This window comes from Arcobacter ellisii (genome assembly GCF_003544915.1).
GTDB classification, from domain to species: domain Bacteria; phylum Campylobacterota; class Campylobacteria; order Campylobacterales; family Arcobacteraceae; genus Aliarcobacter; species Aliarcobacter ellisii.
Map to the genome: position 1 here is coordinate 1,743,313 of NZ_CP032097.1, position 22,097 is coordinate 1,765,409.

Sequence of the window (22,097 nt, forward strand, 5' to 3'; positions counted from 1 at the left end):
TTTATTGATAAATCTTTCCTTTATGCTTCAACCAACCATCTTTGTGTTTTTTTCTTGGGTCATGATGTGTCCAGTGAATTACTCCACCTTTATTATTCCACTCATATTCTCCATAAAATTCAACACTATCTCCAACTTTTAAATCTTCTATTTTAGGTGATAAATCAATATTATGGGCAACTAAAATTGTTAAGTTTGAAGGAAGTTTTAACAAAAATCTTTGATGTCTGCTTCCTTTGTTATCATCACTTAAAACTTTTATAACTTTTCCTACCCCTTGAACTTGAACATCACTTTGTTTATTATGAAATGCTTTATCTATAATTGGATTTGCATAAACTAAATTTGTTGCTAAACAAAATGTTGTAAAAAGTGCTAATAAAAACTTTTTCATTATTTACTCTCTTCTGGTCTATAAACTTTTATATTTGAGAACCCTTCACTATCTCTTAAATATTGTGCGTGTAATTGGCTCATTATTCCTTTATCACAATAAAATAGATATGTTTTATCTTGAGGAAGTTTTTTAAATTGATTTTTTAAATCATAAAATGGAATTTTTAAAGTCTGGCACGAAGTTTCTATACAATCAGGAGTTTGTCTAATATCTATAACCGTATAATCACCACTCTTTAAATCAGTAACTATCTCCATTTGTCCTATTTCATTTACATCTTGGTCAATTTCATCTACATTTACAAATACAGATTTTTTAACAGCTTCATCTAAAATAGAGTAATCAAAATGACTAGCCTCTTTTTCCATTCTTTCATAACTTCCATGAGTTACTGGATTTTTTGAAATAACTCCACAATATTCAGGCATAGACTCAGCAAATCTTCTTGTTCCAATTTTGTAAGCAATATCAATGATATCAGGTTTACTCATCATAGCAAGTGGTCGTAAAACAAGTTTATTTGTACATTGGTCAATCAATGCTAAATTTCTTAATGTTTGACTAGATACTTGTGCAACACTCTCTCCTGTTACTAAAGCATCTATTCCCATACTATCAGCTATTTTTTCACTTGCTTTTAACATAAGTCTTTTTAACATAACTCCCATATAAGGTTGACTTACACTTTTAAAAATCTCTGTTACTACATCATCAAAAGGTACACTAATAAATGAAACCCTATGAGAACTTCCAAATTTATTCCATAAATAATAAGCTACTTGTTTTACACCAATTTCATGAGCTAAGCCACCTAGATTAAAGAAAATAAAGTGAGTTTTTATTCCTCTTTTCATTGTTAAATATGAAGCAACTGTTGAATCAAATCCACCAGACATAAGTGATAATACACTTCCTTGAGTTCCAATAGGGAAACCTCTTAATCCCATATGTTTTTGAGTGATAATATTTAACTGTGTATGTTCAAGTTCAATATTTATTGTAACTTCTGCATTTTTTAAAGCAACACCTTTTGTTTTTCCTTCATTCATAGCAAGCATATATCCACCAACAGTTTTTTCAATATCCATTGATTTAAACTCTTGAGTTCCAGTTCTTTTTGCTCTAACAACAAAAGTTTTACCGATGATTTCATCTTTCATAACTTCATTTACTTTTTCTTTTATTTCGTCTATTGTAGTCATATTATCAATTTGAATAGCTTCTAAAATTTGTTCAATTCCAGGAGTATCAAGTAGTTTTGTTCGCACTTGTTCAACCACTTCTATGGGACAAATTACTTCTACCTTATCAAAAAACTTTTTTATTTTTATATCGCTTGAAACCTTTGATAATAAAGATACTAGATTATTATAAACCTGAGCTATCATCTGTCTTTTTGCTGTTGTACCTTTTATCATAATTTCAGTGAAGTATTTGATAATAAATTTTTGTGTTTTGATTTGTGATTTATCCATATATTTTGAAGACCTTATTTGTTTTAATTATTGGCGCGAATTATAACATAACAGTGGTAAAGGGAAAGTTTATATGATTTTTTATTTTTTTCTAATAATTTTTTGAGATAATACGGGTTTGTTAAAAAGGAATGAAGTATGCAAGAAAACCAATATGAAAAAATTAGATTATTATTTTTTAAACTAATTGCTGAAACTAAAGAGTTAACAACAGATGAATTTGAAAAGATAATAAATCAAGTTTTTGAAGCAAACCCATCAATAACAAAAGAGATGAAAGAAAGACTGGTTGTTGATATCACAAAAATGAGAAATGATTTATTAAATTAAAGAGGAAAAAATGGATATAGATACACTTGAAGATTTAGCAAAAGAGTTAAAAAATGATGAAAATGAAAATGTAATTGAACTTTTTGAAGAGTATGCAAAAGTTCATAAAATAAGTGAAGATAAACTTGAACAAATTTTATCAAAAGAGCATGATTGTTTTAAATGTGAAAGTTGTCATAAATTTTATTGTTATGATGAATACTCTTTCTTTGATGAGAAATGTATATACTGTTGTGACACAGATGATGAGGAAGAATTCTAAAATAAGTTCATATTAGAACTTATTTCATCATAATTTATACAGCTTTAGATAGAATAGTAGAAATCCTAAAAAAAGAAGTATTATGAAGAATTTTGAATTTTCCTATATCTATACAAATAATTTCAAACAAAGGATACAAAGAAATTTTAAAATAAGATACAAATCAAACCATTTAATCACAAAAATCACTTTTGATATAGAATCTGTTGATTATGATTTAAACCTAAAACAAGAGTGGATAAGTTCTAAAAAAAATTATGGTTTAACAAGTATAGATGAAAAATTTCTAAATGAAAATGAAGAAAAAGCTATACTACTTATGATTTATGACATAAATCCTAGCTTTTTTACAAATGATTGTTTATATAGTGGAGATAAAACTATGTTAGACAAACTACTTAAAATAAAAGAAGAGTACAACTATCTAACAAGATAGGCAAAAGCCTATCTTTTAAAGCATTGTGATTTTATCCTCTTTTGTAGTAATCATACATAAAAACTCATAATCACTTCCATAACAAGCTTCATATTTATGAGCAACACCAGCAGGAATATAGATAAAATCTCCTTCTTTTGCATGATACTCTTCAGTTCCCACTACAACTTTTGCTTCACCTCTTAAAACGTATTGTTGATGTTGAATCTCATTTATATGATTTGGCATTGAACCATCTTTTGCTAAAGTTACTTTTCTAACTATAAAATCTTTATCCTCTTTTGGTGTTAAAACTGCAATTGATGCATTTACAGTCTTTGGAATACAAGTTGATTCAAAGTTTTTCGAATTATTAAGATACATAGTTTTCCTTTTTTTAGCTAATTATAACTCTTTTTAAAATATTTAACTATTAAATCTTTTTAAAACTTTTTTATATCTATTTTCACTGTTACATTGAATTAGTAACATATCATTCTCTTCTAAAATCGTAGAACCAGTTGGTTTTATATAATCATTTTCTCTTTTTATCAAAAGAATCAAAAAATCTGCTGGTAAATTTAACTCAACAATACTTAAACCTATAACTTTTGAATTCTCCTCAATATAAAACTGTTTTAATGTATGATAAAACAAAGGAGAAGCAATAACATTTTCAGGTTTAAAATCTTTACTTTTTGATTCTACATTTAACCATTTTGCCATAAGTGGCAGAGTTGTTCCTTGAATTAAAATAGAGAATAAAACTATAAAAAACACAATATTAAAAATCAAATTTGATTTTTCAAAACCTTGTAAATATGGATATGTTGCTAAAATAATTGGAACAGCTCCTCTTAATCCAACCCAAGAGATAAATGCCTTTTCTTTCATTGAAAAAGAACTAAACATCATACTCAAAAAGATTCCAGCAGGTCTTGCAACAAACATTAACCAAAATGCAATAATCAATCCAGAAAGTGCAATTTCAGGAAGTTCAGATGGAAATACAAGAAGTCCTAAAGCTAAAAAGACTGTGATTTGCATAATCCAAGATAAACCATCGTGAAATCCGATTAGATTTTTTTTATGGACAAACTCTTTTGTATTTGCAACAATTCCTGCTAAATAAACAGCTAAAAATCCATTTCCTCCTAAAAGAGAAGTAGATGAAAATAGAAGTAAAACCCAACCAATTGTTAAAACAGGATAAAGCCCATAAAAACTCAAATGGATTCTATTTAATATTTGAGGTAATAATATTCCAAAAATATAACCTAAGACTCCACCAATTAAAAATTGTAAAAAGAATTTAAAAATCCATTCACCAACACTTGAACTTTCTGGTAACATCAAAATTTGTAAAATAGCAACTGTTAAAAAGATTGCCATTGGGTCATTACTTCCTGATTCAAGTTCTAAAAGTGGAGATAGTTTTTTCTTTAAAGAGATTCCTTTTGCTCTTAATATAGCAAAAACAGCAGCTGCATCAGTTGAAGAGATAATTGCTCCTACAAGTAAAGATTCTAAAAAAGTAAAATTTAAAACATAATAGACACAAATAGCAGCAAAAAATGCAGTAAAAAAGACCCCAAAAGTTGCCAGAACTAAACCATCTTTTAAAACTGGTTTTATACTTTTCCAAGCAGTATCCAAACCACCTCCAAAAAGAATAAAAATCAAAGCTAAAGTTCCAATATTTTGGGCAAGTTTTACATCATCAAAATGAATTCCTAAAATTCCATCAGAACCAGCAAGCATTCCAAGTCCTAAAAATATAAAAAGTGATGGAATTCCAAATTTATTTGATAATTTACTTGCAACTACACTTAAAAGCATTAAAAAAGCTGCAACTAATAGATATAATTCAATTGTTTCCATAAAATCCTTTTCTATTTTTTTAAATTAGTGATTATACTATAACTCATAACAGTAATCATCGGAAACACAGATGCAAAAGCGATAAGACCAAATCCATCTAGTAAAATATTTCTTCCTTCTATATTTGTGGCTAAAAATATTCCAAAAGCTGTAACAATAGGAACAGTTATTTCAGAAGTTGTAACACCACCTAAATCAAAAGAAAAAGCAACTATTTGTTTTGGTGCAAATATAGTTAAAATTACAACTATACTATAAAGCATTGTTATTAATAACCAAATATTATAACCATTAACTATTTTATAAGCTCCAAATAAAATACCAAATCCAACACCAATAGCAACAAGTAATCTAATCATAGTAACATTTAATCTAACATCTGACATTTTATCTGCTTGTTTTATAACAGCAACCAAAGCAGGTTCTGCCATTGTTGTTCCAAAACCAATTAAAAAAGCAAATAAATAGATAAAAAATACATTATTCATTTGAACTAAATTAACAGCTATTGATTCTCCTATAGGGAAAAGTCCTAGTTTAATTCCAACTATAAATCCATATAAACCTATAATTAAAAATATAAATCCAAAGATAATACCTGAAACATTTGCCAAAGGTTTTTTAATAACTAAATATTGAAAAATCAAAATAGTACCTATAATAGGAACTAAATTTAAAAAAGTTTTAAATAAATCACTAATTACTTTAATTATTGTGAAACCATTTTCATAATGTGCTTCATCTTCCACCTTTGAAACAAATTCTAAAGTCTGTGTTCCAAAATCACTCCCAAGAGCAAAAATTCCATAAAGTTGAATACTAATCATTGGAGTAATAGCAGCAAGTGCTACAAATCCAAAACCATCTTTTAAAACACTTCTTCCTTGTAAAGCAGAAGCTATTCCAATACCTAAAGCTACAATCAAAGGAACGGTTGCAACATTTGTTGCAACTCCACCTGAATCATAAGCAAGTCCAATAATAGCTGGTGGAGTAAAATATGTTATTACTAAAACAATTACATATCCAGTTAAAATAATAATTGCTATATTCCAACCTAAAATTGTTCTAACTATTCCAAAAGCTGTAATTAATCCAACACTTGTAGCAATTATTAATCTTAAAGTCAAAGGGTCTAACGTTCCATTTGTTATCTCTCCTGCTTGGGAAGCAACAGCTATAATTGCAGGTTCTGCAATAGAAGCACTAAAACCTAATGCAAAACCAAAAAGAGCGAATAAAAATATAGATTTTCTTTCTAAAAATTCACTTGAAAGATTATTTCCTAAAGGGAAAATCCCTATTTCTAAACCCATTAAAAAGAATGTAACGCCAACAATTACAATAAAAAAACCAATACAAATTGAGATTACATTTTCAGGAACACTTTGAAATACAAAAAGTTGAAAACCAATAATAATAAGAAGAATAGGAACTAAGTTTACAGCTGATTCGACAAAGGTGTGTCTAAACTGCCTTATTAACTCATTCACATTTTACTCCACCCAAGTCATTAAATAGTGTGTTAAATCAGTGATTGATAAAACTCCTAAAAGTTCATTATTATCAGTTACAACAACTCTTTTTATATTGTGTTCAATCATTATCTTTGCTGCATATTTTACATCTATTTTTGAAGAGACACTAAACGCTGGTTTTTTATATAAATCATAAACATTTAATAACTCAATATCACCATCTTCTGCAACTATTGCTTTTAAAATTTGTGTATTTGTAATCAAACCATAAGCATCTGATGGTGAATTTTTTTCAACAACCAATGATTTCAGATTTTTCTCTTTCATAAGTTGTAAAGCCTCTTTTAAAGTGGCATAAGGTTTTATTGTTGTTACATTTTTTTTCATCAGTTGTTCAACTAACATATTATTTCCTTATAAATCATCTTCTTTTTTTATTGTATCTTCAAACTTTTTTAACACTTCTCTATCAAGTCCAACAATATGAGCAATTGGAATTGTAAAAGCCAAACAATCCGTTTTATTATTTAAAATCTCTTTATTTAAAGCTTTTAAAACTTTTTTTGATAGCTTCTCTTCCAAAGCATAAATAATAACAGTTTGATTTCCCTCAAAAGTAAGGGAAAAAAAGCTTTTTACACCAGAGCTACTTCCCCTTGCTTGTATTATAGTTGCACCATCTGCACCTGCTTCTTTTGCTACTTCTTTTAAAGTATCTTCATATTGTGCAGATGTTATTACTATTAAAGTAACAAATTTCATGCTATTTCATCCTCATCAATTCTATAAATAATTACATCTTTTGTTGAGTGCTCAAGTAAATCAAAAGAGAAAATACTAAGACTTGTTCCAACTGAAAGACTTAATAAATCAATTGTTTTATATTCAATAGATTCATCAACCATTGATTTTATATCTATATATTTTTTAGTTTTTACAAATAACTTTGTCTCTTTTGGAATTTCTAAACTCTTAACAAAATTACCTAAATCTTTTTGTGCCTCTTGTTCATAAAAATCTACAAAATCGTGAGCCTCTTCATCATTAAAACCATATAATTTAACTCTATCTTCAAAAAATGCTTTATAGTAGTGTTCAATATGAAAATTTGCTTCTGGGAACATTGTTGTTAAATACTCTATATTTTTTTTTGAAGCCTTTGATAAATCTGTAGGTATTAAGATATTTTTATATATTGGTTTATCTTCTGTTTTTACAACTAAAACAGGTAGCTCTACTTTTCTAATAATTGAACTTAAATTTGAACCATTAAAAATATCTTCAAACAAAGTTCTCTCTCTTTTAAATCCTACAATCACTAATGAAATATTATTTTCTTTAATATGTTCTTTTACAGTTTTTATAAAATCACCGCATTTTGAAAAAACTTTTGCTTCATCTTTATAAATTGATTTTAAAATCTCTTTACTGTTATTTAAAGAACACTCTGTTTTTTCTTTAAAAAACTTTAAAAAAGATTCATCTTCTACATGAAGTACATCCATTTCATTTTCATATTTTTTTGCTAAAAATATAGCCTTTTGAGCAACTATTTTAGTAAAGTCTTTAAGATCACTTAAGACTAATATTCTATTTTTATTCATTATGCACCCCTATATTATTTAATTATTATATTTTAAAATAAAATAGTTAACCAAAAGTTATTAATATTTTTTATTACAATTTGCAATAAAATTAATCCAAAAAAAAATTCTTCACTATAATTTGTTTAATATTAAAAACTCAAGGTATAAAATGAATATTTGTGGAATTGAATTAAAAGCTAATAATGTGATTTTAGTTATATTAAAAAATGGTAGTTATATAGAAACAAAAATTAAAAAAATTATAGTTGAAGATGATGAAAAACAAGAAGATATTAGAAAATTTTGTAATGAATTTTTAGATTTTTTACAAAAAAATGAAATAGAAAAAGTATTTATAAAAAAACGAGCAAAAAAAGGTGCTTTTTCAGGTGGTGCAGTTACCTTTAAAATTGAAGGATTGATTCAACTAAATCCATTTTGTTCTGTTGATTTAGTTTCAGCTCAAACAATAAGCTCTTTTGAAAAGAAAAATCAAATAGAGTTTCCAAAAGAGTTAAAAAAATATCAAGAACAAGCTTATTTAACAGCTCTTTGTAATATCTAAACTAAAAGACTAACCTAAAAGGTTTATCTTTTATTATGATGCATTACAAATTGGTTCTATTTCAACTCTAATTGATTTAAACTTAGCAGTCATAATCAATTCATCAGCTTCATCACCAAAAATATAATTTACTTTTGATGCAGCGTGGTGGAATGTTGTAAACAAAGTTCCAGGTTTTATAGTTTTCACAAATTTTACAGGTAAAATTGCTGTTTCACCATATTGTGTTCTCATTATGATTTCATTACTTCCAATTCTATCTTTATCTTCAATTGAAGCTAAAACCACATCTTTATCATATTTTGAATTTAACGGTTCACATCTTTTTGTTTGGGCTGCGTTGTTGTATTGAACAATAGTTCTTCCAGTTGTTAAATAGAACTCATTTGAAGCGAACTCTTCTTTGTTTACTAACTTTTTGATTTGCTCTCTTAATTGATATTGATGATAATGGAAAGTTCCTTTTCCATCATTTGTTCTAAATCCATCAACATGTAAAATTGGAGTATCCTCTTTTTTTATAGGCCAAAGCATTCCTCTATTTCTATTTTTTGATAACTTATGATAAGTTGCCCCTGAAAATCTACTTCCAACAGCTTCTTTTGTTTCATTCCAAACATCTTCACTATCTTTATAGTTAAACTCACCATTAATTTTATTTTCAATATCCCTTAAAACTTCCCAATCATCAGGCATATCACAATCTACAAGAGGTTGAGAAAGATGAAGTCTTCTCATGGCATTTACATAAACACCTGTTTTTTCATAGGCTGATTTTACTCCAAAAATAATATCTGCCATTTTTGTGATTTCATTCATAAATAGTTCATTTGAAATGATTAGTTCTAAATTTTCTAAACCTTTATGAACTTTGTTTTGATTTGGATGAATATGAGCAATATCTTCACCCATTACATACATAGCTTTTACATTTCCTACTATCATCTCTTCAATTAACTGTGGAGTCATCAAACCTATCTCTTTTGGAGTTGTATAATCAGGTCCAAAATATGGTAAACAGCCCGTATCACATGCTCCTTGAACATTATTTTGACCCCTTAAAGGCATAAGTCCAGTTCCTGTTTTTCCTATATTTCCAGTTAACATCGCAAGATGAGTTATTGCCATTACAGCGTAACTTCCATCAAGATGTTCAGTAATTCCTAATCCCCAAAAAAACATCGATTTTTTTGTAGCATAAGCTCTTGCAACAAGAGGAATTTGTTCAGCTAAAGACTCATAACCTTCTATATTTTTCATATATTGTGGATTTGCAAAAGGGTCATTTAAAATTGAGTTTTTGTACTCTTCAAAACCATGACTTCTTTCATCTATGAACTCTTTGTTATATAAATTTTCACTCAAAATCACATAAGCCATCATATTTAAAACTAAAAGATTTGCTTCATAAGGGATGATTAGTTGTTCACCAAATTTTGAAAGTTGAATTTGTCTTACATCAATAACTGTTAAAGTTGCTGTTTTGTCCCTAACAGCTTTGATGATTCTATTTGCCACTATTGGGTGAGCTTCTGTTGTATTTGAACCCATTACTATAATATTTTCAGTTTGAAAAATATCATCAAAAGGATTAGTCGCAGCTCCCTCACCAATAGTTGTTCTCATACCTTTTAACGATGGGGAATGGCAAACCCTAGCGCAGTTATCAACATGTGGAGAATCCATAGCCTCTCTTACAAATTTTTGGAACATATAAGAACTTTCACATGAAGTTCTAGCTCCTCCCATTCCACAAAAAGCGTGTCTTCCATATTTTTCTTTTATATCCATTAGTTTCCAAGCTGCTAATGAAGTAGCAAACTCATAAGGAGCTTCATAATAAAACTCATCAAACTCTTTTAGAGTTTTAGCTCTAGCTTTTAATTCCCGTGGAAGTTCTTCCATATTTTTTTCAATAAAAGCTTTTTTTACCCTTGAATTTCGTATTCTTTGGGGTGAATCAACAAAGCCAAAACCTTGAGCACCCTTTATACAAAGTTTACCTTGAGAAACATAACCATCGTTTTGAGCATAAATTTTTATGATTTTATTATCTTCAACCTGAGCAGTAATATCACATCCAGTACCACAATAAGTACAAACAGAATTTATATCAGAGCTATGATGCATTAACAATCTCCAACGTTAGATTTATTTAAAGTACAAGATTTTATCTAAAATATCTTTATGTAAAATCAAAAAACAAAAGCTATATCTCTAATTCCAATGTTATAAAAATTTACTTTTACTCCATCACTATCAACAACGCTATATGAAATAATCAATTCATTTGGATTTTCTATTGTTTCATTAAGTTCAACAAACTTTACATATTTATCATAATCTATGATGCTATAAACAAATTTTTCATTATCAATATATTTTTCATAAACTTCTTTATATTTATCTCTGTCATATTTATCATAAAAATTCTTTTTATACATCAATTCACAATATGAATCTTTCTTAAAATTTTTTGATGAATATTCAAGATAATCATCAGCAATTATATCTTGTAAAGTTTCATGTATTTCAAAAAGATTATATTTTTTATATCCATTTTCATCTGAGATTAACGAGGTTGTTCTAATCATAAAATTGTTTCCTAATTTTTATTTTTATTCTAACATACAATAAATTTACATCTACTAATTTATATTTATGTATATTATTTTATATATTAAAAATTATTCTATTTGTATAATATATTTTTGATTTTATTTTGATTTTTTCAAACTAAAATTTTATAGATTTTTTAAAAAAATTATTTTTTCTATAAAAGCCTATTTTTTAGTATTTTAAAATATTTTTATTACATTTTGTATATATTATTTTAAATATTAAGAATTAATATTTTGTATAATATTTATTTTTATATAAAGTGCAAAAAATTTGATATTTTTCACTTTATATGTATTGATGATAAATTTGTCCCATACTGATGCCACCATCATTTGATGGAATATCAATATTAATATAAAATTCCCTACCCTGCTCTTCAAATTTATCAATTAAAATTTCAAGTAAAGTTTTATTTTGAAAAACTCCTCCACTTAAAACAACAGGTAAATTTTTATAAGAATTTGAAATTTCTAAAATAAGATTTACAATAGTATTTATGAATTTTGAACAAATTAAATTTTTATCATTTTCTTTTATAAGTTCTTTAATCATAAGTCTTAAATCTATTTCATTTTCATTTATTTCATAAGAATATGATGAAGTTATTGAACTATCATAGTTTTGCTCTATTTGTAAGCCAGTTTCACCCTCATAAGTTTGAGTATGTAAAATATCAGCAAAAGAGGAAATTGCATCAAATAAACGCCCTATAGAGCTACATAAAGGTGCATTTAACCCCTTTTGCCAAATTGTATAAAGCATTTTTATTTCTGTTTCTTTAAATGCCTTTACAGTAGGAATATCTAAAATTAAAATTTCTTCCAAAGAAAAAGTCTCAAATAAAAGACTCAGAGCAACTCTTTTTGGTTCTTTTACAGCCATTTCACCACCAAGTAACCTAAAATACTTGATATGTTTTATTCTCTTATAATCTTTTCTTGATGTAATTAATACTTCTCCACCCCAAATATTCCCATCATCTCCATAACCTGTTCCATCAAAAGCAAATCCTAAAACCTCTTTATCAAGTCTATTTTCAGCCATAACTGAAAGAATATGAGCATAATGATGTTGTATTTGAACCAATTTGATATTTGGATTTTTTTCTTTTAATTTCAAAGCAAATTTAGTTGATTCATAATTTGGATGTTTATCACAAATTACAACTTCTGGTTCAAAATCATAAAAATTTTTAAAAGTATTTATTGTTCTTTCAAAATATTCAACTGCTTCTATAGAGTTCAAATCTCCAATATGAGGAGATAAAATTAAATTATTTTCAAAGGCTAAAGAGATAGTAGATTTTTGATTTGCACCTAAAGATAAAATCTTTTTATCAACATTTTTATCTAATTTTATTGCAGTTGGAGCATAACCTCTAGCATTTCTTAATTTTATATTATATTTTTTAACAACTTGTATAATAGAATCATCACATGCATTTATAATTTCTCTATTAAAATCTAAAATAAAATCAACAACATCAATTAACTTCTCAAAAATCTCTTCTTTTGACCTAATTATTGGTTCATCTTTAAGATTCGCACTTGTTGCAACAAGTGGTTTATTTATATATCTAAATAACAAATGGTGTAAAGGTGTATAAGCTATAAAGCATCCTAATTTATTAACATTTGGTGCTATGTATTTTGATAAGGAGCTATTTTCTTTTTTGTTTACAAGAACAATTGGTTTCTCTTTAGAATTTAAAATCTTTTCTTCACTAATATTTATATTTGTATATTCTTTAATACTATTAATATTATTAAAAAGTAGCGCATATGGTTTTTTTGGTCTACTCTTAATAGTCCTTAATTTATTAACAATATTATCATTTGTTGCATCACATATTAAATGAAAACCACCCATTCCTTTAACAGCTATTATATAACCTTCATTTATTAAACTTGCTGTTTTTTCAATTGCTTCTATGTTGTTAGATATTTCCATATTTTTTTTATTATACAAAGTTGCATTTGGTCCACAAACTTCACAAGAAACTGGCTGTGCATGATATCTTCTATTTGTAGGATTTTCATACTCTTCTTGGCATTTTTTGCATAATTTAAACTCTCTCATAGAGGTATTTTCTCTATCATAAGGTACAGTTTTTATTATAGAATATCTAGGACCACAATTTGTACAATTTGTTAAACAATAATTATATCTATAATTAGACATATCGTTGATTTCATTGATACAATCTTCACATATTGACATATCAGGAGAGATTATTGTAGTTTTATTATTTGAGCTTGAACTCTCTATTATTTCAAAGTTCTTATACTCTTCTTTTTTAATTATTTTTTCAATTTTTATTGAATCTATTTTTGCTAAAACGGGAGGATTTAATTTTAATTCATTTATAAAATTTTCTATATCTTCTTCTTTTGCATAAAGAAAAATATTTACACCTTTTTCGTCATTATTAACCCAACCTTTTATATTATGTTTTATCGCTAGATTATATATAAAAGGACGAAAACCTACCCCTTGAACTATACCTGTAACTTCTATTTTTAAATTTATCATCACTTCACTTTTTGTACAATTTTAAAACTATACCTATTTTTGAATGACAAACTCTTTATTGTAATAGATTTTAAAACTCTTTGTTATACTTTTTTCCACTAAAAAATTGAACTTATCATTAGTAAACATATCTCCACATAAACTAACTCCTGTTATGCCATAAACACTATTTATATTCTCTATCTCTTTTCCTATAAAATTTGCTAAGCTTTCCATAAATCCTAAAGATATTATTCTTTCATCAACACCTTTAAGTTTTAAACTTATTGCCGTTTTAAACAGTGCTAAATAATCAAATTTTCTATGAAAAATCTTTTTTGAATCAAGAAGTTTATAGTCAAGTTTTGAACCCTTTTCAAGGGAACTTTTTGTTACATTTTCTAAAATCTCATTTTTAAAATTTAAAACTACTTTTGCTATTTGAAAATATGTATAAAAAGAGTTATTTGAAAAAGAGATTGAACTATTTAAAGCTATTTTATAATCTTGTGGAAATTTTTCTTTATAACTTGAAATAAGCTTTTTACCACTAGGTTTATTTTCTATTCCTTCAAATATCTCTTTTATAGAATTTGGTATATACAATGGCTCTATAATATCAACTAATCCATCTATTTTTTCAGAATAATAACTTATCCCATCGCTATTTTTACAACTTATATAAAAGTTTAGTATAGACTCTTTAAAAAGATTATTCTCCCATAAAACAGTCATAAATTGAGCTTTATTTTTCTCTTTAAATTTTTCAAATACTAAATCTAACTTTTTTGGATAAGAATTTGATTCCAAAATCAATTTTTTATTATCAAAACATTTGATTTTTGGAATATCTATATAAATATCTTTTTTACATTTTACATCTAAAAAATAGTCAAACTCACCATTTTCTTCAATATTTAGAAAATTTATCTCATATTTTTCTAACTCTTTTGACAATAAAAATAAAGTTAAATCATTTGAAAATCTGATATTAATTTTCTCTTTTTTTATACTATTTTTTTGTTTATAACTCTCATTTATTTCAAAATCAATAGATGGCTTTTCTACGCTTGATAAAACCTCTATTTCTGCCTTTTTTTCAATAACTAGAGTATTAATATTTTTTAGATTTGTTACTAATAGTTTTGAACTATTTTCAATATTTTTTAGTTTTGAAAAGATAAATATTCCACTTAATGTTTTTATTTTTATCTTTTTATCTTCATTTATCAATAAAGCAAGTTTTTCAAATAATATTTTATTTGAAGCTATCTCTTTTTTTTCAAAAATAAATTTTGCTTCTTCAAATCCTGTACAGTTTTTACAAGATTTAAAAGCATTGTAATACTCTTTATTTCCCTCTTCTTCTACTTCTTTTAAACAAGTCTGACAAAAGGGGATTTTTTTCTCTTCAAATAAAGAAATTGAACTTTTATTAGGAAGTTCTTTAACCATTGCTTCTCTCTTTTATGAATAAGTATTCACTTTTTTATTAAAAGCATTCTATAATCTTTTAGGTTAAATTTTCTTGACTAAATGAATAAAGATTCATTTTATAAAAAAAGTTAAATAAGGTTTTATAAAAACCTTATTTATATTTCAAGTCCAAAATAGTATTTTACTAAGTAACCTATCATAAATGAAATTATTGCAACTCCAAAGGTAATTGCTGACATTTGAAGAACTCTTTTAGTAAAACTTAAATCTTTTGCTACACTAATATAAAAATTGTAAGAAAGAATAGCTATAAATGCACCAATAAACATCATTATCAATGATTCAATCATTGAATCAAATATAAAAAATGGCACAACTAAAATTGCAGTTGTCAAAATATAAGAAACACCCGTATAAAGAGAATAAATTAAAGGATTTATATCTTCACTTGGATTCTCTTTTGCTTCAAGATAAGCTGAACCAGCCATTGATAAAGAAGCAGCTATTCCCATAATTAATCCTGTTAATCCAACAACTAAACTTTTATCGAAAGCTAAAGCAATTCCACTTAATGTTCCAGTTAATTCAACTAAAGCATCATTCATTCCTAAAACTATAGCTCCTGCATATAAAAGCTTTTTATCATTTAACATATCAATAAGTTCAAACTCGTGTTCTGTTTCTTGTTTATAAATTTTTTTTGATTCAGGATAAATTTCAAAAAGCTCTTTATAAAACTCTTCAGCTCCCGCTTCTCTTTTTTCTAAAGATTTCAAAGCAAATGAAGTTCCAAAAACTTTTACTAAAACAATAAACCATAAAACTACAAATCTTTGAGCTTTTATCTCTTTATTTGTAATTTTTACCCAAAAATCATAATGTGCTTTTTCTTCTCTTGCTATTTTTTCAAAGATTTTTTTATTGTTTTCATCATCTTGATAAGTTGCTAAAACTTTATAAATAGTATGGTCATTTATCTCATTTTGTTGTTGTCTAAGTGCTTTTTTTAAGTTTTGTGTGTCAAATGCAGTATCCATAATATTTCCTTTTCTATTTCATAATTATCATATTACTACAATAATTATGAAAAAAGAATATTAAAAGATAAATTTTATTATTAATAATCTAAAGGATACTCTTTTGGAAGGATAAGATTGTAAGTTTTACTTAGAGCTTTTGTAGTTTTTGAAAGTAAAATAGTATTTGCAAACATATTTCCACATAAAACAACATCATTTGCTTTTATCTCTTTTGCTATTTCATTTACATAATTACTAATAAATTCACTCAAACTCTCATAAAATGAGTAAATCAAAGTAATATTATCTACATCAGCCATTTTATAAGCCATAATAGATTGTACTATTTTTCTATAATCTAAATAATTTGTTCCATTAAAACTTATAAGTTTCATATCTATTTGAATACCACTTGATAAACTTGAATATAAAGCTGTATCTTCAAACTCTTTTGAACCATTTACTCCTAAAACTATTGCACATAAATTTATAATTGATTCAAAACCATTAGCATTTGCAGGAACATCTTTTTCTAATACTTTTGGAAATTTTTTAGAAAAATTAGTAATTAATCTTGCACAATGTTCATCAATATCAGCTATTTCTTCAAAACAATTTTTAATACTATTATGAATATTTGGTATTTCAATAATCTGTTTTATTCCTTTTGTTGGTATATTTATTGAAATAGAACTATTTTTTGAATTTAAAGAAAAATATACTCCAATAGTTGGAATTAATCTTTTTGCAGTTTGAGCTAGAATTGCTTTATAAACTCCACCATTTGCGTCAAAATACTCTTTTGAACTATTGAATTTTTGTCTTGCTATAAAATCATATTTTGGAAATAAACCTTTATCTCCTGAGATTATAATATTTTGGTCTTTTGTATATGTAACTTTTAATCCATCTTGATAAACTTCATCATTTACATATAAAATATAGTTTATATTATTCTCTTTTAAAGCTCTTGCAAATAAAACTACTTCTTTATCATCAGGAATTTTTGCATAAATAAAGTTTGTTGAACTAAACTCTTTATTTATATTTTTAAGGGCTTTAAATTTAAGTTTTACAAGTGGACGTTCTATTGAACATAAAAGTTGAAAATCTTTCATATTCAAATCAAAAAGCTCATCTAATTTTGACACATCAGTAATAAGAAGTTTAACTTCAAAACCTCTTTTTTCAAAATCTTCTCTTATGCTTTTATTTGGTAAAAAGTAATCTTTTAAACCATTATGAGTTTCAAATCTTGAGATTTCTCCCTTTGAAATTTTTACAATATCATTTAAAAAGTCAATATTATTCTCTTCTATAATTTTTTTAATTTCATCATTTGTAAGTAAATGAAGATTTTGTTTTATTTCAAAATCTTCCAACTCTTCTAAACTCTCATCATAACTTTCAACTACATAAGAGTTTCCAATAAAAATAGAAACAGGAAGTTTTTGTTCTAAAAGAGCAAAAAAACTCTCTATATTTTGAGCTGTTTCTTCTAAAATAATTAATATAAAACCTTTGTATTGTTTGCAAACAGCATTTACATTTGCCTCTTTTATTAAAGAGTTTATAATATATTTAAAATATAAATTTGTTGTATTAAATTCTATTTTATAGATTAATTGCATGTGTGAAATCTTCCTCATTTGGGATTCTAGTTAAATGTTCTCCATTATAACTTCCTATCATACTTTTTACAACATCACTAATTTTTATATTATTTACTCTTGTAGCTTTTATTCCTAAAGATTCTATCTCTTTAATTCCATTTAAAATAAACTCTTCAAATTTATCTTCCATCTCTTTTGTAAGACCTATTTCAACACTTTCAATATCTTTTGGAATTATTCCAATAATTGTCACATTTGCATGAGAATCTAAAACTGAAACTATCTCTAACATCTCTACAATTTCAACTTCGTGAGCTGTTTTTCTATAATTTCCAAGCCCTAAAAGAACATCACTTGGAAGTCTATAAATACCTCCAACAGTATCCTCAATAGAAACTGTATCTAAAATAATAACATTGTCATACTCTTGAAAATATGCCATTAGTTTAAAACCTAATGTTCCACCATCAATAATCTCTAAAGTTTTATCATCAAACTCATAATTTTGTTTAATATATTCACTTGCATAAATTCCTATGCCTTCATCTTTGAAAAGCATATTTCCAACACCAACAACAATATTTTTTTTCATAAAATTACACCCTTTATAACTCTTTTATAAATTTAGTAATTAAACTTATAAAAAAGTTAATAAGACTAAGCTTTGAAGCTTAGCCTTATTTCTCTTCTTTTTCTCTTACGAATTTACTTCCACCAATAACAATAGCGATATCACCCTCTTTCCAGAAAATTGTTCGCCAAATTTGGTAATAAATATGACACATAACCCAAACTAAAATTAAATACATTGATGTATGATGAGCCATTCTAACTCCCATATTTCCACCAAAAACATCTAATGTCCAGTCTGTTGCAATATGAAGCATTGCTGGCCACCAAGCTCCAATAGAACTATGTCCTGATGCTAATCCATGAACATATAATTGAAGTCCAGTAAATAACATAAATACAAGTAATAAATGGAATATTGTAAAAAATACAATATTATAACTATCACTATGGCTTGAATCAAATTTCTTTCTTCTATTAAAAGTAATTAGATTTAAAAATACTTCAAAAAACTCTTTTATATTTTTTCCTGTTGGAATCAATTTTTTATATGGTTTTTCAAATCTTGAAAAGAAATATAAATAACCAATTAAAATAGCAGTTACATCAAATATAATTGCAACAATAAAATGTCCCCATCTATTCCAAGCCATTACATACTTATCCACTGCTGGATCAGCTATAAATGTTTGATAATATGGATGACCTATATATAAACCGGTTATAACAGCAACTACCATACATATAGCATTAAGCCAATGTATGATTCTCATAGTTCCTGTCATTCTTTTAACCTCTTTAATTTTAGGCACGGCTAGTTCCTCCGATTGGATCTACTTTATAAACTCCTAACTCTTTACCGTTAGTATCAATAATATGCACAGCACAAGCAATACAAGGGTCAAAACTATGAACAGTTCTTAAGATTTCAAGTGGTTGGTCTGGATTTGCTACTTTTGTACCAACAAGTGATGCTTCATAAGCCCCCATTCTTCCTTTATAATCTCTTGGAGCTGCATTCCAAGTTGATGGAACAACAGCTTGATAATTTACTACTTTTCCATCTTTAATTTTAATCCAGTGACCTAACCCACCTCTTGGAGCTTCTGCCATTCCAAAACCTTGACAATCTTTTGAAACAGAATCAAAATTAAATTCTGTCCAAGTTGATAAATCACCATGTGCAACATTTGAAGCTAACTCATCAACCCATTCCATCATAACATCACACATAAGTTCTGTTTCAATAGCACGCGCTGCTGTTCTTCCAACTGTTGAGAATAAAACTTTTGTTGGTAAATTTCCATTTTTTAAGAATGTTGTTACATATTTAGAAATTCTTTCATCACCCTTTGCAACTCCAACTATCATTCTTGCTAATGGTCCAACTTCCATTCTTTCATCATCATAAAGTGGAGATTTAATCCAAGAGTATTTTTTAGTTGTATCTAAATAAGCTACATTATTCTCTTTTTTACCAAATCCTGTATAGTTTGGTTTTGTAACTCCATCAAATGGATGCAGATTTGTATTTCCCTCATACCAAGCATGAGTTACGTCTTCTGTAATTTTTGTTTGGTCAATTTCAAAAACTTTTGTTAAATCTCTATTTTTTACAATTCCTGATGGGAAAAGTTTTGAAGACTCATAAAATGGTAAGTCATCTAATCTAAAGTCACCATAAGACATATAGTTTCCTAAACCACCACCAATTCCTTCTAAAGCTTCATCCGCATACATAGTTCCAGCCATATAAACATCTGGTAAATATGCTTCTTTAGTGAACTTTTGACCTCTTTTTAAGATTTGTTTAAATTCTGCAATTCTTGCAGGATTTTTAATATCTTGAACACAAGTTACTCCACCAACAACAAAAGATTGTGGATGTGGATTTTTACCACCAAAAATAGCCATCATTTTTGCTAAATCTCTTTGTAATTCAAGTGCATCTAAATAGTGAGAAAGTCCGATTAAGTTTTGCTCAGGAGTTAGTTTAAACCCTTTTGAACCCCAATATGCATTTCCAAAAATTCCAAGTCTTCCTTGTTTTACATATTTTGTAACTCTTTCTTGAACAGCTGCATACACATCTTCATTTGCATTCCATGGTCTTTGACCTGAAACTTTTGCCCATTTTTGAGCCTCTAAAACTGTTGCTTTTGGGTCAGCTTTTAAAGCTTCTGTTATATCAACCCAGTCAAGAGCGTGTAAATGATAGAAGTGAACAATATGGTCATGTACATATAATGCACCTTGGATTAGATTTCTAACAAGTCTTGCATTTTTTGGAATTGTGATATTAAAAGCATGTTCAACAGCTTCAATACTTCTTTGATAGTGAGTTCCTGTACAAACTCCACAAATTCTCATAGCTAAAAGTCCACAATCTCTTGGGTCTCTTCCTTTTAAAATCTCCTCAATTCCCCTAAACATAGTTGAAGAAGAGTAAGCATCTGTAACAACATTGTTTTCATCAATGATTGCTTCAATTCTAAGATGTCCTTCTATCCTTGTAATTGGGTCAATTACTAAATGTTTTTGTGCCATTATTTTTCTTCTCCTTCATTTGATTTTTTCCCAGCAACTACAGATGCAACAGCATGAACTCCAATACCAACAGCCGTTGCTGTTAATAATCCAAGTCCAAACTCATCAACTGTTTTTTCAACTCCACCAGTTGGAGCTTTTATTTTTGCAGTTGCCATTGGTCTTTCATAAGCATATTTATCCCAGAAATCTGGCTCAGAACATCCAATACATCCTCTTCCAACTCCAATAGGCCAGTTTGTACCTTCGTTATATCTAATGATTGAGCAGTTATTAAATGTCATAGGACCTTTACAACCAACTTTATATAAACACCAGTTGTTTTTAGCTCCTTCATCTCCCCACTCTTCAACAAATTCACCAGCATCAAAATGAGCTCTTCTTTCACAGTTATCGTGAATTCTATAACCAAATGCAAATTTAGGTCTTAAAAGTGAATCAAGCTCAGGAACTTGACCAGTTAATACATAATGTAAAATAACTCCAACCATATTAGCTGGATTTGCAGGACATGCAGGAATATTAATAATTGGTTTACCTTTTACTATATCCATAACACCAACAGCACCAGTTGGATTAGGTGCAGCAGCAGGGATTCCACCAAATGTAGCACAAGTACCAACAGCTACAACAGCTGCTGCATCTTTTGCCATTCTTACAAGGTGGTCATGGAAAGTTTCACCCATAGCACCAATAGTTCCATACTGACCATTCATAGCCATAGGAATAGCACCCTCAACAAATAATAAATATTTACCTTTGAAATGATGAACAGCATCTTCAAGTTGTTTATCAGCATCAAATCCAGCTGCCGCTTGAAGTGTTTCGTGGAACTCTAAACTTAAAACATCAAATAACAAATCATCAACTGTAGGAGCACTACTTCTTAAAAGTGCTTCTGAGTTTCCTGCACAATCTTGTAACTCTATCCAAATAACTGGAACTCTATTCATAAGTTCTGTTGCTTCTGCAACAAGTGGAGCAAACATAGGAGGAAGCATAAGTGTAGCTGTTGTTGCACTAACCCACTTCATAAAATCTCTTCTATTTATTCCTTCACTCTCAATTATATCCATCATATCAATATCTTTAAGAGGTTCTTGAGCTCTTAAATCTTTTAATCTTTGTTTAGTTTTCTCAAATAAAGAGTTATAATAAACTTCACCTTTATTTGTTTCAACTCGCCCTGACTTTTGGGTAAAAAATTTTTTTACCATCTGTGTTGAATCAATCATAGTTTTGCTCCTTAAAATGAATATTCATTTACTTTAATGTAAAGTAACAATAAGAAACTTAGGTCTTACTTAATAAAGATTACTAAAGAGTAGCATTAAAATAACAATTTGATTTTTGTAAGAATATTTGAAGTTATTATCTTTGATTTTATGG

General features: G+C 27.3%; 22 protein-coding genes. 4 read left to right on the top strand and 18 right to left on the bottom strand.

The features are described from left to right. Window position 1: 1 nt before the first annotated feature. Both AELL_RS08905 and thiI read right to left on the bottom strand, forming a co-directional pair. Complete coding sequence (locus AELL_RS08905) at window positions 2-394, bottom strand: DUF3465 domain-containing protein (protein ID WP_118917607.1); 393 nt, start codon at window positions 392-394, stop codon at window positions 2-4. After that, complete coding sequence (gene thiI, locus AELL_RS08910; protein WP_118917608.1) at window positions 394-1,872, bottom strand: tRNA uracil 4-sulfurtransferase ThiI; 1,479 nt, start codon at window positions 1,870-1,872, stop codon at window positions 394-396. The genes AELL_RS08905 and thiI overlap by 1 nt, the downstream gene beginning before the upstream one ends. A gap of 138 nt (window positions 1,873-2,010) precedes the next feature. Here thiI and AELL_RS08915 point away from each other — a divergent pair, with 138 nt between their 5' ends. From AELL_RS08915 to AELL_RS08925, 3 genes are all read left to right on the top strand, one after another. Continuing rightward, on the top strand, window positions 2,011-2,202 hold the full coding sequence (locus AELL_RS08915) for a hypothetical protein (protein ID WP_118917609.1): 192 nt from the start codon (window positions 2,011-2,013) through the stop codon (window positions 2,200-2,202). Between the two features lie 10 nt (window positions 2,203-2,212). Beyond that, window positions 2,213-2,464: a hypothetical protein gene (locus tag AELL_RS08920; protein ID WP_118917610.1), complete on the top strand. Its 252-nt coding sequence runs from the start codon at window positions 2,213-2,215 to the stop codon at window positions 2,462-2,464. Between the two features lie 82 nt (window positions 2,465-2,546). Further along, window positions 2,547-2,900: a hypothetical protein gene (locus AELL_RS08925; RefSeq protein WP_118917611.1), complete on the top strand. Its 354-nt coding sequence runs from the start codon at window positions 2,547-2,549 to the stop codon at window positions 2,898-2,900. Window positions 2,901-2,915: 15 nt separating this feature from the next. Here AELL_RS08925 and AELL_RS08930 read toward each other — a convergent pair whose 3' ends face one another. Genes AELL_RS08930 through AELL_RS08955 form a run of 6 tightly spaced genes read right to left on the bottom strand, consistent with a single transcriptional unit; the run spans window position 2,916 to window position 7,842 of the window. Continuing rightward, on the bottom strand, window positions 2,916-3,263 hold the full coding sequence (locus tag AELL_RS08930; RefSeq protein ID WP_118917612.1) for a cupin domain-containing protein: 348 nt from the start codon (window positions 3,261-3,263) through the stop codon (window positions 2,916-2,918). Window positions 3,264-3,305: 42 nt separating this feature from the next. Next, a complete protein-coding gene (locus AELL_RS08935) occupies window positions 3,306-4,760 on the bottom strand; it encodes a potassium/proton antiporter (protein ID WP_118917613.1) in 1,455 nt (484 codons plus the stop codon). Window positions 4,761-4,771: 11 nt separating this feature from the next. Then, window positions 4,772-6,253: a DUF1538 domain-containing protein gene (locus AELL_RS08940; RefSeq protein ID WP_118917614.1), complete on the bottom strand. Its 1,482-nt coding sequence runs from the start codon at window positions 6,251-6,253 to the stop codon at window positions 4,772-4,774. A 3-nt stretch (window positions 6,254-6,256) separates the two neighbouring features. Beyond that, window positions 6,257-6,643 carry a CBS domain-containing protein gene (locus tag AELL_RS08945; RefSeq protein ID WP_118917615.1) on the bottom strand — a complete coding sequence of 129 codons (387 nt, stop codon included), beginning with the start codon at window positions 6,641-6,643 and terminating at the stop codon, window positions 6,257-6,259. 9 nt (window positions 6,644-6,652) lie between these two features. Continuing rightward, window positions 6,653-7,000 (bottom strand): P-II family nitrogen regulator, encoded by a 348-nt coding sequence (locus AELL_RS08950; protein WP_118917616.1) that lies wholly within the window; start codon window positions 6,998-7,000, stop codon window positions 6,653-6,655. Further along, window positions 6,997-7,842, bottom strand: a complete 846-nt coding sequence (locus tag AELL_RS08955; RefSeq protein ID WP_118917617.1) for a universal stress protein — start codon at window positions 7,840-7,842, stop codon at window positions 6,997-6,999. Before AELL_RS08955 ends, AELL_RS08950 begins: the two co-directional genes overlap by 4 nt. Before the next feature lie 151 nt (window positions 7,843-7,993). Here AELL_RS08955 and AELL_RS08960 point away from each other — a divergent pair, with 151 nt between their 5' ends. Continuing rightward, on the top strand, window positions 7,994-8,389 hold the full coding sequence (locus AELL_RS08960; RefSeq protein ID WP_118917618.1) for a DUF3010 family protein: 396 nt from the start codon (window positions 7,994-7,996) through the stop codon (window positions 8,387-8,389). 33 nt (window positions 8,390-8,422) lie between these two features. On the opposite strand, the gene AELL_RS08965 is transcribed toward AELL_RS08960, so the two are convergent. From AELL_RS08965 to AELL_RS09010, 10 genes are all read right to left on the bottom strand, one after another. Further along, window positions 8,423-10,519, bottom strand: coding sequence for a molybdopterin oxidoreductase family protein (locus AELL_RS08965; protein ID WP_118917619.1), 2,097 nt, complete (start codon window positions 10,517-10,519; stop codon window positions 8,423-8,425). A 65-nt stretch (window positions 10,520-10,584) separates the two neighbouring features. Further along, a complete protein-coding gene (locus tag AELL_RS08970) occupies window positions 10,585-10,983 on the bottom strand; it encodes a hypothetical protein (RefSeq protein WP_118917620.1) in 399 nt (132 codons plus the stop codon). Window positions 10,984-11,296: 313 nt separating this feature from the next. Further along, window positions 11,297-13,543 (bottom strand): carbamoyltransferase HypF, encoded by a 2,247-nt coding sequence (gene hypF / locus AELL_RS08975; RefSeq protein ID WP_118917621.1) that lies wholly within the window; start codon window positions 13,541-13,543, stop codon window positions 11,297-11,299. 33 nt (window positions 13,544-13,576) lie between these two features. After that, window positions 13,577-14,977: a hypothetical protein gene (locus tag AELL_RS08980; RefSeq protein ID WP_118917622.1), complete on the bottom strand. Its 1,401-nt coding sequence runs from the start codon at window positions 14,975-14,977 to the stop codon at window positions 13,577-13,579. A gap of 137 nt (window positions 14,978-15,114) precedes the next feature. Next, complete coding sequence (locus AELL_RS08985; protein WP_118917623.1) at window positions 15,115-15,996, bottom strand: VIT1/CCC1 transporter family protein; 882 nt, start codon at window positions 15,994-15,996, stop codon at window positions 15,115-15,117. Window positions 15,997-16,076: 80 nt separating this feature from the next. Beyond that, window positions 16,077-17,609 carry a Kae1-like domain-containing protein gene (locus AELL_RS08990; protein WP_118917624.1) on the bottom strand — a complete coding sequence of 511 codons (1,533 nt, stop codon included), beginning with the start codon at window positions 17,607-17,609 and terminating at the stop codon, window positions 16,077-16,079. Then, window positions 17,593-18,183 (bottom strand): HyaD/HybD family hydrogenase maturation endopeptidase, encoded by a 591-nt coding sequence (locus tag AELL_RS08995; protein ID WP_118917625.1) that lies wholly within the window; start codon window positions 18,181-18,183, stop codon window positions 17,593-17,595. Before AELL_RS08995 ends, AELL_RS08990 begins: the two co-directional genes overlap by 17 nt. An 85-nt stretch (window positions 18,184-18,268) precedes the next feature. Continuing rightward, window positions 18,269-18,946, bottom strand: a complete 678-nt coding sequence (locus tag AELL_RS09000; RefSeq protein WP_118918642.1) for a cytochrome b/b6 domain-containing protein — start codon at window positions 18,944-18,946, stop codon at window positions 18,269-18,271. A 19-nt stretch (window positions 18,947-18,965) separates the two neighbouring features. Then, window positions 18,966-20,708, bottom strand: a complete 1,743-nt coding sequence (locus AELL_RS09005) for a nickel-dependent hydrogenase large subunit (protein ID WP_118917626.1) — start codon at window positions 20,706-20,708, stop codon at window positions 18,966-18,968. Then, window positions 20,708-21,943: a hydrogenase small subunit gene (locus tag AELL_RS09010; RefSeq protein WP_118917627.1), complete on the bottom strand. Its 1,236-nt coding sequence runs from the start codon at window positions 21,941-21,943 to the stop codon at window positions 20,708-20,710. The genes AELL_RS09005 and AELL_RS09010 overlap by 1 nt, the downstream gene beginning before the upstream one ends. Window positions 21,944-22,097: the final 154 nt, after the last annotated feature.